A 13,823-nucleotide genomic window follows, 5' to 3' on the forward strand; every position below is an offset into this window, starting at 1 on the left:
ATCTTGTACGATTCTGGTTAAATTTGCATGCTGCAATTGAGAGAATCTTTCGCCCCTTTTTAAATCGCTTGGATTTGTTTATCCAGTCTGTTCGTGACGGTTCAGTAGAAACTGCGATTCCTCTTTTATTAAACGATCTGCATTCTCTTCCAGGCTCTATTACACTTATAATGGATGATTATCATGCGATTACGAATCAATCGATTCATGAAAGTATGGGCTTTTTCATCGGACATCTTCCGGCTAATGTGAAGCTTGTAATATTGAGTAGAACCCTCCCGCCACTCGCCTTATCCCGCCTAAGAGCACAACAGGAACTTCTAGAATTAAGTAACGATGATCTGAGGTTTACATTTGACGAAAAAGATGAGCTGCAATCTCAATCCTTGAGCGAGCATCTTACACAAGAAGAGTTATTTTTGTTCGAGCAAAAAACAGATGGATGGGTAGCGGGTTTGATTCTTGCCTTCCGCTCTTTTTCAGGAAGGGCTGGTCTTGGAAGCTATCCAGCATGCTTTTGAGGCAGAGGATTATACGTTTTCTGCATCATGTATGGATAGGCCTTTCAATTCAATTATCAAAGATGGCGATGAATCTTCATTGCTAGATTTATTAGATAAGTTGCCGATCAAAAATAGATTGTGCACCCTGATTTGTTTTATTTTCAAGCGGGTTCGATGGCTGTCGCTGGACGATCAGATGATGCCAAACGCTTCTTACAAAGGTTGAACTTTTCATGGAAGAGGAATTTATTATTCCGGAAAAAGAGCAAGCCGTAATTCAAATGCGGTTGGATCTGTATCGTGCTTCGGTTGCATTTTATCAGGGAGGCGTGGATACGTTCGTTGAGCTATTGGACCAAAACAAGGAAGGCATAGAGAAATTTGCATCTATAGTAAACGTTACAAGGTCATGGTTTTGTATTTTTGGTGGATCTTTTCTATGAAAGGAATCATCTTAAAGATGCAAATGTCCAACTGGACAAAGTGCTTGTTATGTGTAATTCCTCGAAGCATGTGAGCATGTGGGTACCAGGGGTTATTTTGCAAGCTAAAATGTTAAAAGCAATAGGTCATGTGGAAGATGCAGCGGAGGTTTTGCAGACAGCTATTGCGGAACTTAAGCAATATCATTCTCCTGGCAGGGAAAGATTGCTGGAAGCCGCATATATTCGAATTCAGTTCTCGCAAGGACTGTTAAGTAGCGGTGATGAATGGCTAACGAAAAGGCATATTAGTGCAAATGATAAACCTAATGTTGCCCGGGAATACGAACAAATCACACTCGCGCGTATGCTGATGGCACGTCAAGCTTATCAAAAGTTAGAGGTTAAAAACCGGGTACAAGCCGTTTCTAAGATAAAAGAAAAGCATTTGCTTTAAATCGGCAAAAGATTAATATAACAGTTTATTACCAAACATTTACTTTAAGAAGTGATACTATGGAATACAGAAGGTGATAGGACTAGCGAGGAGGAAATGTAAATGCAATTAATGGCATGGTCTGAATACGAGATTTCATATGACTTAAATAATGATTATTCTATTCGTAAGGCAGACTCAGAAGAGTGGGGACTGTATTGTTCCATTTATTATAATATGCAATATAACGGTTTTTTTAAAGAAGAAAGGTTCAATTCTGCCCAAAGAAACGCTTTTTGGATTTATAAAGGCGAGTCTAAAATAGGTGGAGTAAGGATGTCGCCTAACCGGATATATCATTTCTTTGTTATTCCACCTTTTAATGATACATTTGTGGTGCTGAAGCTATTAAAAAAGCTTTTGATTTATTGGTCGGATAGAACAAAACCGATAAAAACCTTCGAGGTTCTGCCAGACCAGGTTCAATTATTTGCGCGGGCGGGGTTTTGGCCTGATGAGTTCAGATGCCGTTGGATGCACCGTCCTACAGATTATTTTGAGGTCGAATGGAACGAAGAGTTAAGGATTGAAAGTCCTCAGATCGAAGATAATGGAATGGGCGCTAAACGATTTATTCTTGAAGAGCAGATCGCCGAATGTAACTTTGCGAGCTTCGATGGAAGTCTTGAGGCAACAAGGAGAAAAAAATTCGCTTATGAAGATTTTATCCCAAGTGAAGAACCTAATTATACAAATGAAGAATTACTGACAGCGTCAACGCTTGTGTATGATAAGAAATCAGGACAGCTAATTGCGAATTGTCTTTTGGGTTTACAAGATGATTACGCAGCAGTTTACAGTATTGGTGTAATACCTGCTTACAGAGGAAAAGGGATTGCTACCCTGATGTTGAAAAGAGGACTTAATCTCCTGAAAGATAAGTATCCGATCCTAAGATTATATGTCATGGAAGGTAATGATGCGGAGTCTGTTTATTTAAATCTAGGATTTGTCCCTGGAGTACAAGAGATACAGAGTATGTATATTCCTATGCACGACTAAGAAAGGCTGACAGATGGCAGCCTTTTTTTTGTTAACTAGGCATGAGAGGTAATAGGAAACATGAAATGTTGAGGGAGTTCTTTTAATAGCGGACGTATAAATAAGGTATCTTCACTCTGTGAAATTAATTCTGCCTTAACTTGATCGATTGGATAATCTGGTGTGAAATAAAAATGTATAACTTCAGTATCCGGAGAAATAATGCTTTTCAATACTGTATTGATATCAAAACTTGTTGTACTAATAATATCAAAAATATGAAGCTGATGATCCTCATGTTTAAAGATCACAATAACGTCAGCCTCTTCAATATAATAAAAGGAATCGTGAAAAGGAAGAATAAAATAAAACAGCAGCTGATGTTCATTATTTATCACACTTAGCGCAGAGGATACCGGTGTTCTTTTGACTGCAAAATTTTTGATCATGCTAAAATCAACGGGGTTACCTATAGATAAAGGCCGCACAGAGTAGGTTGTAGTTGGCTGATTGCTAAGATGAGCAGCGTTAAGTGAAAAGCTGCTTTCTTGCATGCGTTCAAACCCGAATTTAGGATAAAAATCCAAAGCGCGCTCATTAGCAAATAAGTAGAGAAAGTCGTATTCATGTTCGTACTTAGCGATAATGTGGTCTATTAATTTTCGGGATAAACCTTGCATACGATAATCAGGATGTGTCATCACCGTCCCAATTTGGATGGCGTTGTATTCTTTTTTGTTGATGAGAATAGTCATTTTATTAATAGATGCATTCGCAATGACGTGATCTTCATCGATAAAGGAATAACAAATATATTTGTCATTCCAGCCCCCTTGTTCATACCAAGGTTTAAAATCAATACCAAAGATCGAATGGGCTAAAGAATTGAAGCTAAGCTTATATTTATCGATGTGTTTATAATCGCTAATCAATTGATATTCATTCATAGAATATACCTCTATTTCAGATGATTTTGGAATTCGCATTTTATGAATATATAATACTATGCTTTTTAACCGTAAAGTTGATTTAAAAAATACTATACCAATATAATCCTGTAGATGTGTTATCATAATCTCTAAATTATTGACTCGGAGGTATAAGATGAGAGAGATAGATTACTGTCATTATTTTTGGCAGGATGAGAAAATAAGACTAAGATCCGTTCACATTTGCAGAATTCTCATCACAGCGGCTAATGTTTACGATCGAAAATCTGAATAGGGAATATGTGGGTGGAGTAAATCTTAATAGCATAGACGAGAAAAATGGTACGTTCAGTATAGGCGTGCAAGTGGATAGAGATCATCGAGGTAAGGGGTATGGGACAAGAGCTATCAACATCCTGTTGAAGTATGCTTTTTTGGAACTTAGACTCAACAAGTTTAACGAATGTACGCTCGAAGGTAACGAACCCTCAGCAGCTATGCTTAGAAAAGTGGGTTGTGTTCAAGAAGGCGTGCGCCGTAAAGTTATTTATACAAATGGACAGTATTTAGATTTACTTTTGTTTGGATTGACGAAAGATGAATTTGTGGAGAAAAACGCTATGAAATAGTGCTTAGGAGAGGTTACTTGGAAAGCGGAGTGGCGCAGGGATTATAGCTGAGAAGGACGTTTAGAAAATGAACTTGGCAAAGTGGAACTTATTAGTTACCTAAAAAGCGATTCTTCAATAACTGGAGGATCGCTTTTTTGCGTTTTGCTTTTCGAATTGATGTTCTATTGAAGCTTGCGGACCCAGAAGACGTTATTTGCATATTTTTCGCTTTTTCAGAGTAGTATCGGACTCTAGTGCAGCTATTCCCCAAGAATAGCTGTATATATGTTACTTTTTATGCCAATAGCGTCCATGGGGTCCGATAACACACCAAAAGTGGGGAAAAGCAGAGAATAGAGTCAATGGGGTCCGATAGTAGCTCGAACGAGCAAAATTGAACAAACTAAGCAAAGAATAGGAGGAGGATCATGCAGAAGCATGTGGATTCAGATGTAGTTTGTATCGTGCAGAAGCATGCGGGTTCAGATGTAGTTTGTATCGTGCTGAAGTATATTGATCCAGATGGAGTTTGGTTTGCGCAGAAGTATGTGGGCTCAGATAGAGTTTATTTCGTGCAGAAACCTGTGGATCCAGATAGAGTTTAGTTCACGCAGAAACTTTCGGACCCAGAAGACGCTATTTGCAAATATTAAGCTTTTTCAGAGTAGTTTCGGACACCAGTGCAGCTATTCCACAAGAATAGCTGTATATATGTTACTTTTTATGCCAATAGCGCCCATGAGGTCCGATAGCACAGCAAAAGTGGGGAAAAGCAGCGAATAGGGTCAACTGGGTCCGATAGTAGCTCGAACAAGCAACTGATCCCAAACTGATCAATCCAAACGGATCAAACCAAACAAACCAAACGAATCAAATTAAACAAAGAATGGGAGGGGGTGCCGAAGCATGCGGGTTCAGATAGAGTTTGTATCGTGCCGAAGCATGTGGACCTAATTCTTCGAGGATCATTCTACGAAATCAACGATGTACAATCATTTATTCCGTACTTTCACCATATGAAAAATTCACAATAGAAAACCACAAATAAACTATGCTCTCCCTACCCACATCCACATAAATCATCCTATATCCCACCAAATTTCTATAAACAACGTAATAAGTGAACCCTCTATCAAATTTCAGGTTGTGAAAGTTGGAAAATAGTGCTTATACTAGAGTAATAGAAGGAAAGATTAGCCAACAACATTTACAACATGAGGAGGGTTTATATGGCGTTTATGATTGCTCAACGAGCGTTTATCAAAGTGTATCTTATAACAATGGTAGAACAACACCGCGGTTACGGATATCAAATGCTGGAGGATTTACGTCGGGATTTCAAAGCCCATGGTTATTCTCCTCCACAGAGTGAAATCTATCGCGCCCTGCATGAGCTGGTGCAGCAAGGGATTTTATATCGTACCAAGCAGCTGAAAGGGAATGACCCTAAAGTGGATTTTCAAGAAATCGTACTTTACCATTTCACCTCAGATGGAGAAGAAAAAGCAAAATTATATAAAAAGCAGGTAAAGACGGATCTTGACCGCTGCTTAGGCATTTTGAATAAAGCTGTTGTGGACAACTATTAGAACTGCAACTATAGTAATATTTTCAGGATGCTCTCACCCTGTTATAATGGTTACTGCCGGATGATTGCAGTATATACTTGGAGGTAGCAAAAGATGGATGAACATATGAAACGCCGGTTAGACAAACAGCGGAAGCTGTTCAGTCAACTTGGCATCACATTAGACGCTCTAACCATACATGAAAAAGAATTCAGCATGAAGCTGCGTGGCTACGATGCGGAGGAAGTAGATACATTTCTGGACAGCGTAATCAAAGATTACGAACGTTTCTATGCGACGATAGCTGATCTGATGGATAAATGGCAAGAGCAGCAGCTGGAAATGCGGGAATTAAAGGCAGAAACAAAAACAGAGGTTATCCAGGTTCCTGTTTCCCGAGGCATTGATCCAAAAGAATTGGAAGAGGTTATTCTGAGGCTTGAAACTAACGTCCGCCAGCTTAAAGATAAGCTTCCTCGCGTGGAAGAGTTTTTATAAGGCGCTGTTTGGGATAATCGGAGCTCCGCTTGACATTTCTAAATTTACCATTGACGAGTTAGCAGTTCATGAATTATGATATGTTCATAAATGATCATTTATATTTTAGTGGCGTGTTACCGTTAAGGGCATGAGCCAAGAATTGTCTTTATTTCCATTAGACAATTCTTGGCTTTTTTTGTTCCAATTTGACGATAATTAGGGAGAGGAGTGATGAGCTTGTCGCGAGAGATCGAGCAATTTCAAGTACAGCGTGTAATTGGGAATAACGTTGTAATGGTTCAGGGAAGCAAAAACGGGAAGGAATATGTCATCATTGGCAAAGGTATTGGATTTGCAGTGAAGGGTTCTGGTGTGATCGAAGGAAATGATGCTCGGATTGAGAAATTGTTTCGTCTAGAAGATCGCGAAGCCTGGAGCCAATATCAAGTTTTGCTGGAAGATATAGATCCTAAGGTAATGAAAATAACTGATGAGATAATTGCAGATATCCAAAGTCAATTTCCTGACAAGTTAAACGACAAGATTTATCTGGCACTCCCGAGCCACATACAGTTCACCATCTACCGTCTGCGCAACGGGATGGATATTATTAATCCGTTTTTGCAAGAAACCAAAATGTCATTTCCGAAGGAATTTGAGATCGCTTACAAGGCATCGGAGAAAATTAATGCTGAATTTCAAGTGCAAATCCCCGAAGATGAGATTGGATTTCTTACTTATCATGTGTATTCAGCAGTCAATAATGTATCGGTTGGTCAGTTAGTCAAGGCCTCTAATATTGTCAATGAGCTTCTAGACATGATTCAGCAAGAACGAAAGATAACTTTTGAGCACGGCAGTATGAATCATATCCGATTAATGATCCACTTGCGTTTTTCGCTGGAACGTATTTTAAAAGGATCACTAATAGATAATCCCTTTGTGAAACATATTAAGAAAGAATACAAAGAGGAATACAAGCTGGCTAAAAAGCTCGGTAAAGTAATGCAAAGATCGCTTGAGGTCGAAATTCCGGAAGAAGAACTATGTTTTCTAGCCATGCATTTGCACCGGTTATTTCAGACTTTAGTGAAATCAAATTAACATCTTAAGAGGAGTGGAGCATATGTTTTCCAAATGGAAATCAAAAAAAGAAGAGAAACATACTGAACATACCATCGAAATCATGGCACCAATCAGCGGGGAGTCAGTTCCACTAGCACAGGTTCCGGATGAAACCTTTGCTGGCGGTCATATGGGTAACGGAATTGCAATAAAACCCTCTGAAGGAATTTTGAAAGCGCCTTTTGACGGTAGGGTTGCTCATATCGTGAAATCGAGTCATGCAGTCATTCTGGAACATTCCTCCGGTATGCAATTGCTATTACATATCGGAATCGATACTGTCAGCCTCAAGGGCAACGGTTTTGTCAGTCATATAACCTCTGGAGATCAAGTAAAAGCAGGTCAAACCCTAATCGAATTTGATCTGGACGTAATTCGCGCGGCAGGTTGTGACACAATTTCGCCTGTAATCGTGACCAGTACAGAGGAGAATCCACCTCAAGTAAGCGGACATTATGGTCAGGTTACAGCAGGACAGGATCTGATTCTTACCGTGGCTTCAAAGTAAATGGTTTATAGAGCACTACTACTATTGAACCGAAAGGATGATTTTAAATGTTGGCTTTTCTACAAAAACTAGGTAAGTCGTTAATGCTTCCTGTTGCAACCATGCCGGCGGCAGCTATTCTTCAAGGGTTTGGTTTGCTTAACTACGAAAAAGATATTCCGCTAGGAGCGACCATTGGTGGATTTCTGAATCAATACTTTGCTCCATTTCTAAACGCCGGAGCGAATGCAATCTTCGGTAACCTAGCCTTAATCTTCGCGGTAGGGGTTGCCATTGGATTTGCCGGTGACGCCGTAGCAGCTTTGTCAGCAGTAATATCGTATATGGTACTGACTAAGATTCTGCTTATCGTACCGCTTCAATTCTCTTTCATCAATGATGATGTTGTATTGAACATGGGTGTACTTGGTGGTATTTTTGCTGGTGCTTGGGCAGCGTTCTTATACAAGAGATACCACAATATAAAAATGCCTGATTGGCTCGGATTTTTTGCAGGTAAACGTTTTGTCCCAATCATTACGGCAGCTTCTATGATGGTTCTTGCTGTATTTGTGGGTATGATCTGGAGTCCGATACAAGATGTTATCAGTGACTTCGGGAACTGGGTTGTGTCACTGGGGGCTGTTGGAGCATTCATCTTCGGTACAGCTAACCGCTTGCTGATTCCGTTCGGTCTTCACCACGTGCTTAATACGATTGCTTGGTTCCAAATTGGTGATTTTACGAATGCGGCTGGTGAACTGGTGCATGGTGACTTGTACCGCTTCTTCGCTGGAGATAAAACTGCTGGGATGTTTATGACTGGATTCTTCCCAATTATGATGTTTGCGCTTCCAGGGGCAGCACTTGCATTTATTCATACAGCTAAACCGGAAAAACGTAAAATGGTTGCTTCCATCTTCATCGGTTCTGCAATTGCCTCTTTCTTAACAGGGATCACTGAACCACTTGAGTTCTCCTTTATGTTCGTAGCACCACTCTTGTACGGAGTTCATGCTTTATTAACAGGATTCTCCATGGCCTTGATGTACATTTTAGATGTTAAGCTTGGTTTTGGTTTCTCCGCAGGTTTGATCGATTATCTTGTAAACCTGAAACTGTCTACTAATGCATGGATACTTATTCCTGTGGGTCTTGGATTCTTCGTCTTGTATTATGTACTATTCCGCTTTATTATCTCATTGTTCAAGCTAAAAACACCTGGACGTGAAGATGATGATGAAGAAAGCCTGTTAGCACCACCTGGAGGTAATGGAACGCCTTCATCGTCTTCTAAAGCTGCTCAAATTCTTGAGAACATCGGCGGTCCATCAAACATCCGCAATATCGATGCATGTATCACACGCCTTCGTCTGATTGTTAATGACGAAAAAGCCGTTAAAGATTCCGCATTGAAACAGCTCGGAGCTTCCGGTGTTATGAGACTGGGTCAAGGGGCTGTGCAGATCGTATTTGGTCCAAAATCAGAGCAAATTAAAGATGATATTCAAAAGCTTTTATAACTAAATTGATCATGTTGAAATCCTTAAACAGGGCTGGTTCTCATACCAGTCCTGTTTTTTTGCTGTGTCCAGAGATAAAGGGTTGCTTTATAGATAATGCCTAGTATAATACTTGGTATAAGTAAGCAAAGGAGTCGGTACACATGTCAGTCGATGATTATTTGGATCTTTTAAATTACGCCAAGGCGATTAAAGATGGGCAGTGGCAGGCTGACATCATTGAGCGCTTAAAGAATCTTAGTGCAGCAGCGGAAAGTCCTCAGATACAAGAAGAAAGTGTAATAGAACTTTGGTCAAGGTTTGATGCCATTAACATAATGATTATGAAGCTGTTTGAGAAGTTACGGGAGAATGAACATTCAGAGCAACAGTTTCAGTGGAAAGAGCAGCTCTGGGAGCTTAGGCTGGAACGGAGTATTTTATCTAAAAAGATTCTTAATCGTTACATTCGAATTAGGTAAACACTAGAAGACAGTTTCCTTATTAATTTAGGGGCTGTCTTTTTTTACGTAATCTTGATACAAAAATACATTGATAGTCGTCTTACTTATAGCTGCAGCTGATAAGGAGGATTTACAAGATGGAAATTCCGGAATCTGAAATTTTTAAAGCAATATTCTATGAACATTATCCTATTGTCAGACGTAAGCTGACCGCTTTGGTTCGTGATGAGTCGGCAGCAGATGATTTGGCACAAGAAGTTTTTCTGAGATTGTATCGTAACCCCCCAGATGATCCAGCAGCGCTGGGTGCCTGGCTTCATAGAGTCCTTACTCGTATTGGATATGATTATCTGGACAAAAAAGCAAGGGAACGGCGGCTGCAAAATAAACAAGAACAGTTATACGAAGTGGGGGAATCACCTCCTTCAGGAGAGGAAGTCTTAATCAGTAAGCTGGATCAGGAGGATGTTCATGAATGGTTGAACGAGCTGCCTGACAGGGATAGACAAGCGCTTCTGCTTAGATACTCTGGTTACAGTTATGCGGAAATAGCAGGCGAGCTTGGTCTAAGACCTACCGTAGTAGGGACATTACTGCACCGTGCGACCCAGAGGTTAAGACAAAATGCAGCAAAATCACTGTCTCAGACGGAATAAAAAAACGAGATAAGCGAAGCTAAATTATTTAGGAGGGATTACTAATGACTAAACAACCGCTAAATCAAGATCATAATAAACAACATACAGATGAAGCCTGGGCCAAATTGCAAAACAAGTTAGCGTCTGAGCCTGCAAGTCCCAAATGGTCTGTGTGGAGTCAGCAGTTGTCTGTGGATGTTATGAAAGATGATGACAAAACAGATCCACATATAGACCAGCCTCAATCTACGGATGACAATCCAACAGCTAATCGCCCATCCAAGCGTCCTCGCATGAATCGTCGGCGCAAATGGGGAGTAGCAGTGGCAGGTGCCGCGATCTTTGCGGTTATACTTGGAACTCCAGTAGGAAATACGGCTATGGCATCGCTGCTGAATCAATTTCGGATGGAAGAAGTTACAGTTGTGAATGAAAATGATATCCGGGATATTTTTTATCAGGTAAATGAAAGTCAATCCATGAATGAAGCTATGAACAAATTTGGTGTGTTTACAAGTTCCTTTGGTTCAAATAAAGGGATTATTCCGCTAAATCAGGTGGAAGAGACTCTAGGTTTTACACTTCCAAGCGGAACTTTGCTCGAGAATGTGAAGAGCGCATATATAACCAATTCACAAGAAATAACCTTGAAGCTTAATATTGAAGCAGTTAATAAAGCAATGAAAAGATTGGGTGCAAAACAGCTTCTTCCAGAAGCCATAGATGGGAAAGAAATTAAATTAGATCTTTCGGAGATCGTGAATTATGATCTTTCGATTGATAATGATAAATGGGCTAATCTTACACAGACGAAGACTCCTTTAATTACGGTAGATCCAACTATAAAGGTTGATGAAGCTTTGGAAGCTATAATCGATTTTCCATTGCTGCCAGATTATCTGAAATCCAGCTTAAAGCAGAGCCGCATTTTATCGGGTGAAATTCCTCTGCCACTGGTAAAAGGCCTGAATACCGATCAAATAAAGATTAAAGATACTACGGTTCTACTGAATCAGAATGAATATAGTCAAGGGATTGTGTACTCGGCCGTTTGGGTACAGAACGGACAACTGTTTGATTTCAACGGAGGAAGCGTGTATGCAGATAAAGCTGTATTCTTAGAGAAGTTAGGGGAGTTGATTGAATAATGACGGCTGCTGCAATAGAAGCGAAGTCTTTGACCAAAGAATATGATAACGGACGTGGTTGCCGTGATGTAACGATTACTGTTGGGAAAGGGGAAGCCTTTGGCTTCCTCGGCCCTAATGGTGCGGGGAAAAGTACCTTTGTCAAAATGTTGGTAGGTCTCATTCGTCCATCGAATGGTAGTGCTACTCTATTTGGTCATAAGATCGGTTCACTTGAAGCCAAGTCCCAAATCGGATATTTACCGGAATTATATCGCTATCAAGAATGGCTTACGGGGGAAGAAGTAGTAAGACTGCATGCCAAGCTGTGCCGTGTAGATCGATCTGTAGCCGACAAAAGAATTCCAGAGCTTCTAGCGGAAGTTGGAATTGGAAACCGTGGACGGGATCGTGTGAAACATTATTCCAAAGGGATGCAGCAGAGATTAGGGCTTGCTTGCGCTCTTGTAAACAATCCGGCCATCGTTTTTCTGGATGAGCCCTCATCGGCGCTAGACCCGATTGGACGTCAGGAAGTTCGGAATATTTTGCAGAGGCTAAAAGAGAAGGGAGTTACAATATTTCTTAACTCTCATCTACTGGAGGATGTTGAACTCATCTGCGACCGTATGGCACTGCTGAATAACGGAGTTATACTGCGGCATGGGAAAGTATCTGAGATCTTAAATAAGCGAACAAGCTGGCATTTTAAAGTGGGCGGTTTTACGCCTATTTTGTTGTCTTGGTTACAGGATAGTACTGAACTTCAGATCAAAGTTTCAGCGGATATCGGAGCTCAATCTGAAAAAGGAGCTTCATTCCCAGCTACATTGGAGAGTAGCACAGTTTGGCTGGAAGCGGAATTGGAGAATGAGGAGCAAGTAGGTTGGCTGAACACGTTAATTATTGAACAGGGCATGACCTTATATGAAGTCTCACGGAAGCGAGAACGTCTGGAAGACTGGTTTATGAGTGCTGTATCCGGCCTAAGTCACAGAGGTGAACACGAATGAGAATAATCATAGGAATGACCTGGAAGGAATTGCTGCGTAAACGAGTAATGGTATTAACATTGCTTATGACCATTGTCTTTCTTATAGGATTTTGGTTTGTGGCAAATACGATCGGACAAAGCGGAATACCGAACAGAACAGATATTAGCAGTGGCGAGCATCTCTTAGCTAATTTTACAAATGGTGCTTTTATATTATCACTTGGATTCTTTTTTGGCGCTTTTGTACTCGCCTTTTTGGCGATCTTCAGTTCCTTCTCAGCTATTGCAGGTGAAGCGGAACAAGGGGTTATGCAGGCTTTACTACCAAGACCGCTGCCGCGGTGGAAATGGTACACAGGCCGCTGGCTTGGATATGTGACGCTTGGGATCGGTTATGCCTTGATTTTATTTATTTCTATTTTATGGATTACTGAGATCCATGCCACCGTTCCTAGAGACGTCGTAGTCCTATTGAAATCATTTTTGTTATTCTCCTCTGTAGTGCCTTTGCTAATTACGATTTCTATGCTGGGTTCTGGATTCTTCTCAGCAGTGGGGAATGGTGTCTTTATGACAATGTTATATGGAGCTGGCTGGTTAGGTGGGATGATTGATAAGATCGGAGGATCGCTGAGATTAGAACCCGATGTCCTTGACACATTAAATAATCTGTCAGGAATGATGGCACTGCTTATGCCAGTGGATGGTTTACAGCGGAAAATGACCGCCGTCCTGTTCAGCGCTAATGAAATGAGTGGAATGATGGGGTTGTTCGGCAGCATGAATGGATTGCTGGATTTTAATACGGTTCCGTCAAATATGTTTATTTTTTATGCGATTGGATATACCCTGTTAGCTTTTGTTATAGGTCTACTTCGCTTCGAGCGAAAAGACTTATAAAGGGGATGTTAATCCAAAAAGAGCCCTCTTGTCTCATGATCGGGACAATTAGGGCTCTTTGTGTTGTGTAGCGGGAATCATTTCTTAATACCAAGCTCAATCCATTCGGTAGACCAGTTTCCAATTTCACCAAGTATAGGAGCAAGCGCTGTGCCTTTTGGAGTCAGAGAGTACTCAATACGTACTGGCATTTCAGGATATACAGTTCGCTCTATAATGCCTTCGGTTTCCATTTCCTTCAATCGGTCAGATAACACCTTGCCACTGAGATTGGACAGACAGCTCTCAATTTCACCAAAACGGCGTGGCCCTGGCATAAGCACGAAAACAATAAGCGCGACCCAACGTTTACTTAGCAAGTCTACCGCTTTTTCAAAGCGAGGACACATGTTGAAATCATTCATAATATCACCTCGACATTCATTATATCATAAACTTACATAAAGTAATTATAAATATTTAAAGATATATTATAACTTGACGAAGTTATATTACAATGATAAACTTACTTACAAATAGTTACTTATAATTTAACTAATATTTTATCCTTATGCTTAGCTCTATCTAAGCATTGATGAACAATGAGGAAGGTGTAA

The 13,823-nt window shown here is 40.4% G+C and carries 19 protein-coding genes; 17 read left to right on the plus strand and 2 right to left on the minus strand.

The features are described from left to right. The first annotated feature begins 68 nt into the window (after nucleotides 1-68). The 5 genes from MHH46_RS14150 (at nucleotide 69) to MHH46_RS14170 (ending at nucleotide 2,423) form a co-directional block, all read left to right on the plus strand. Nucleotides 69-521 (plus strand): hypothetical protein, encoded by a 453-nt coding sequence (locus tag MHH46_RS14150; RefSeq protein WP_076126146.1) that lies wholly within the window; start codon nucleotides 69-71, stop codon nucleotides 519-521. Beyond that, complete coding sequence (locus MHH46_RS14155; protein ID WP_076126148.1) at nucleotides 496-729, plus strand: hypothetical protein; 234 nt, start codon at nucleotides 496-498, stop codon at nucleotides 727-729. Before MHH46_RS14150 ends, MHH46_RS14155 begins: the two co-directional genes overlap by 26 nt. A gap of 7 nt (nucleotides 730-736) precedes the next feature. Further along, complete coding sequence (locus MHH46_RS14160; RefSeq protein WP_076126149.1) at nucleotides 737-946, plus strand: hypothetical protein; 210 nt, start codon at nucleotides 737-739, stop codon at nucleotides 944-946. Beyond that, nucleotides 930-1,382 (plus strand): hypothetical protein, encoded by a 453-nt coding sequence (locus MHH46_RS14165; RefSeq protein WP_175619023.1) that lies wholly within the window; start codon nucleotides 930-932, stop codon nucleotides 1,380-1,382. The genes MHH46_RS14160 and MHH46_RS14165 overlap by 17 nt, the downstream gene beginning before the upstream one ends. Before the next feature lie 102 nt (nucleotides 1,383-1,484). Continuing rightward, nucleotides 1,485-2,423 (plus strand): N-acetyltransferase, encoded by a 939-nt coding sequence (locus MHH46_RS14170; RefSeq protein WP_076126153.1) that lies wholly within the window; start codon nucleotides 1,485-1,487, stop codon nucleotides 2,421-2,423. A gap of 35 nt (nucleotides 2,424-2,458) precedes the next feature. Here the strand turns inward: MHH46_RS14170 and MHH46_RS14175 are convergent, their stop codons facing one another. Further along, entirely contained in the window at nucleotides 2,459-3,349 is an 891-nt protein-coding gene (locus tag MHH46_RS14175; protein WP_076126155.1) for a GNAT family N-acetyltransferase, read from the minus strand. 251 nt (nucleotides 3,350-3,600) lie between these two features. On the opposite strand from MHH46_RS14175, the gene MHH46_RS14180 reads away from it, so the two are divergent. From MHH46_RS14180 to MHH46_RS14235, 12 genes are all read left to right on the plus strand, one after another. Further along, nucleotides 3,601-3,960 carry a GNAT family N-acetyltransferase gene (locus tag MHH46_RS14180; RefSeq protein ID WP_256715774.1) on the plus strand — a complete coding sequence of 120 codons (360 nt, stop codon included), beginning with the start codon at nucleotides 3,601-3,603 and terminating at the stop codon, nucleotides 3,958-3,960. Between the two features lie 410 nt (nucleotides 3,961-4,370). Continuing rightward, nucleotides 4,371-4,547: a hypothetical protein gene (locus MHH46_RS14185; protein WP_179086250.1), complete on the plus strand. Its 177-nt coding sequence runs from the start codon at nucleotides 4,371-4,373 to the stop codon at nucleotides 4,545-4,547. Nucleotides 4,548-5,171: 624 nt separating this feature from the next. Further along, on the plus strand, nucleotides 5,172-5,531 hold the full coding sequence (locus tag MHH46_RS14190) for a helix-turn-helix transcriptional regulator (RefSeq protein WP_036686667.1): 360 nt from the start codon (nucleotides 5,172-5,174) through the stop codon (nucleotides 5,529-5,531). A 93-nt stretch (nucleotides 5,532-5,624) separates the two neighbouring features. Next, nucleotides 5,625-6,008: a DivIVA domain-containing protein gene (locus MHH46_RS14195; protein ID WP_036686669.1), complete on the plus strand. Its 384-nt coding sequence runs from the start codon at nucleotides 5,625-5,627 to the stop codon at nucleotides 6,006-6,008. Nucleotides 6,009-6,221: 213 nt separating this feature from the next. Further along, nucleotides 6,222-7,094: a PRD domain-containing protein gene (locus MHH46_RS14200; protein ID WP_076126156.1), complete on the plus strand. Its 873-nt coding sequence runs from the start codon at nucleotides 6,222-6,224 to the stop codon at nucleotides 7,092-7,094. Nucleotides 7,095-7,116: 22 nt separating this feature from the next. Then, nucleotides 7,117-7,623, plus strand: a complete 507-nt coding sequence (locus tag MHH46_RS14205; RefSeq protein WP_076126158.1) for a PTS glucose transporter subunit IIA — start codon at nucleotides 7,117-7,119, stop codon at nucleotides 7,621-7,623. 47 nt (nucleotides 7,624-7,670) lie between these two features. Continuing rightward, a complete protein-coding gene (gene nagE / locus MHH46_RS14210) occupies nucleotides 7,671-9,125 on the plus strand; it encodes an N-acetylglucosamine-specific PTS transporter subunit IIBC (RefSeq protein ID WP_036686675.1) in 1,455 nt (484 codons plus the stop codon). Between the two features lie 143 nt (nucleotides 9,126-9,268). Continuing rightward, a complete protein-coding gene (locus tag MHH46_RS14215; protein ID WP_036686678.1) occupies nucleotides 9,269-9,586 on the plus strand; it encodes a hypothetical protein in 318 nt (105 codons plus the stop codon). Nucleotides 9,587-9,705: 119 nt separating this feature from the next. Further along, nucleotides 9,706-10,224 (plus strand): sigma-70 family RNA polymerase sigma factor, encoded by a 519-nt coding sequence (locus MHH46_RS14220; RefSeq protein ID WP_076126160.1) that lies wholly within the window; start codon nucleotides 9,706-9,708, stop codon nucleotides 10,222-10,224. 44 nt (nucleotides 10,225-10,268) lie between these two features. Further along, on the plus strand, nucleotides 10,269-11,354 hold the full coding sequence (locus tag MHH46_RS14225; protein WP_076126161.1) for a DUF4179 domain-containing protein: 1,086 nt from the start codon (nucleotides 10,269-10,271) through the stop codon (nucleotides 11,352-11,354). Continuing rightward, nucleotides 11,354-12,346 carry an ABC transporter ATP-binding protein gene (locus MHH46_RS14230; protein WP_076126163.1) on the plus strand — a complete coding sequence of 331 codons (993 nt, stop codon included), beginning with the start codon at nucleotides 11,354-11,356 and terminating at the stop codon, nucleotides 12,344-12,346. Before MHH46_RS14225 ends, MHH46_RS14230 begins: the two co-directional genes overlap by 1 nt. After that, nucleotides 12,343-13,227 (plus strand): ABC transporter permease, encoded by an 885-nt coding sequence (locus tag MHH46_RS14235; protein ID WP_076126165.1) that lies wholly within the window; start codon nucleotides 12,343-12,345, stop codon nucleotides 13,225-13,227. The genes MHH46_RS14230 and MHH46_RS14235 overlap by 4 nt, the downstream gene beginning before the upstream one ends. 77 nt (nucleotides 13,228-13,304) lie before the next feature. Here MHH46_RS14235 and MHH46_RS14240 read toward each other — a convergent pair whose 3' ends face one another. Beyond that, the gene (locus MHH46_RS14240) at nucleotides 13,305-13,631 is read right to left on the minus strand and encodes a helix-turn-helix domain-containing protein (RefSeq protein ID WP_036686688.1); all 327 of its coding nucleotides are present in this window, start codon (nucleotides 13,629-13,631) and stop codon (nucleotides 13,305-13,307) included. Between the last annotated feature and the right edge of the window lie 192 nt (nucleotides 13,632-13,823).

The sequence above is a fragment of the Paenibacillus sp. FSL H8-0175 genome, assembly GCF_045040615.1.
Lineage (GTDB): Bacteria > Bacillota > Bacilli > Paenibacillales > Paenibacillaceae > Paenibacillus_AQ > Paenibacillus_AQ odorifer.

Bases quoted from the DNA above. Each gene is read 5' to 3' on its own strand.
- MHH46_RS14160 (WP_076126149.1), top strand. From the start codon at position 737: ATGGAAGAGGAATTTATTATTCCGGAAAAAGAGCAAGCCGTAATTCAA.
- MHH46_RS14170 (WP_076126153.1), top strand. From the start codon at position 1,485: ATGCAATTAATGGCATGGTCTGAATACGAGATTTCATATGACTTAAAT.
- MHH46_RS14175 (WP_076126155.1), bottom strand. From the start codon at position 3,349: ATGAATGAATATCAATTGATTAGCGATTATAAACACATCGATAAATAT.
- MHH46_RS14180 (WP_256715774.1), top strand. From the start codon at position 3,601: ATGTTTACGATCGAAAATCTGAATAGGGAATATGTGGGTGGAGTAAAT.
- MHH46_RS14185 (WP_179086250.1), top strand. From the start codon at position 4,371: ATGCAGAAGCATGTGGATTCAGATGTAGTTTGTATCGTGCAGAAGCAT.
- MHH46_RS14190 (WP_036686667.1), top strand. From the start codon at position 5,172: ATGGCGTTTATGATTGCTCAACGAGCGTTTATCAAAGTGTATCTTATA.
- MHH46_RS14195 (WP_036686669.1), top strand. From the start codon at position 5,625: ATGGATGAACATATGAAACGCCGGTTAGACAAACAGCGGAAGCTGTTC.
- MHH46_RS14200 (WP_076126156.1), top strand. From the start codon at position 6,222: ATGAGCTTGTCGCGAGAGATCGAGCAATTTCAAGTACAGCGTGTAATT.
- MHH46_RS14205 (WP_076126158.1), top strand. From the start codon at position 7,117: ATGTTTTCCAAATGGAAATCAAAAAAAGAAGAGAAACATACTGAACAT.
- nagE (WP_036686675.1), top strand. From the start codon at position 7,671: ATGTTGGCTTTTCTACAAAAACTAGGTAAGTCGTTAATGCTTCCTGTT.
- MHH46_RS14215 (WP_036686678.1), top strand. From the start codon at position 9,269: ATGTCAGTCGATGATTATTTGGATCTTTTAAATTACGCCAAGGCGATT.
- MHH46_RS14220 (WP_076126160.1), top strand. From the start codon at position 9,706: ATGGAAATTCCGGAATCTGAAATTTTTAAAGCAATATTCTATGAACAT.
- MHH46_RS14225 (WP_076126161.1), top strand. From the start codon at position 10,269: ATGACTAAACAACCGCTAAATCAAGATCATAATAAACAACATACAGAT.
- MHH46_RS14230 (WP_076126163.1), top strand. From the start codon at position 11,354: ATGACGGCTGCTGCAATAGAAGCGAAGTCTTTGACCAAAGAATATGAT.
- MHH46_RS14235 (WP_076126165.1), top strand. From the start codon at position 12,343: ATGAGAATAATCATAGGAATGACCTGGAAGGAATTGCTGCGTAAACGA.
- MHH46_RS14240 (WP_036686688.1), bottom strand. From the start codon at position 13,631: ATGAATGATTTCAACATGTGTCCTCGCTTTGAAAAAGCGGTAGACTTG.